At 72.0% G+C, this 275-nt stretch carries 1 pseudogene; it reads right to left on the bottom strand.

The features are described from left to right. Positions 1-275 (bottom strand): annotated as a pseudogene (locus I5W_RS26115) (hybrid sensor histidine kinase/response regulator); the annotation flags it as partial.

Here is a 275-nt window from a genome sequence, read left to right as displayed (position 1 = left end):
CTTCGCCGCTCAGGCCCAGCAACCGGTCCAGACTGTCGGCACTCACGCGCACGGCACGGGAGGCCGCAGCCAGGGCCACGGCTTCGCCAGACAAGGGACTCGCCGGGCTGGAGGTAGGCGCCGGCGTGACCTCGGCGTTGACCTCAGGGGTCGCTGGCCCAACTGCTGCCGGTACCGCCCAAGGCGCCGCCTCGCCGCCGCTCATCACCGCCGGCAAGGCCAGCAGGAAGGCTTGGACCTCGGCGCTGCCGGCATGATCGGCCCAGGCTTCATCA

Origin of the sequence: Herbaspirillum sp. B65 (genome assembly GCF_000333555.1) — a bacterium.
Classification (GTDB): domain Bacteria; phylum Pseudomonadota; class Gammaproteobacteria; order Burkholderiales; family Burkholderiaceae_D; genus Herbaspirillum; species Herbaspirillum rubrisubalbicans.
This window is presented reverse-complemented; position numbering and strand designations above follow the sequence as displayed.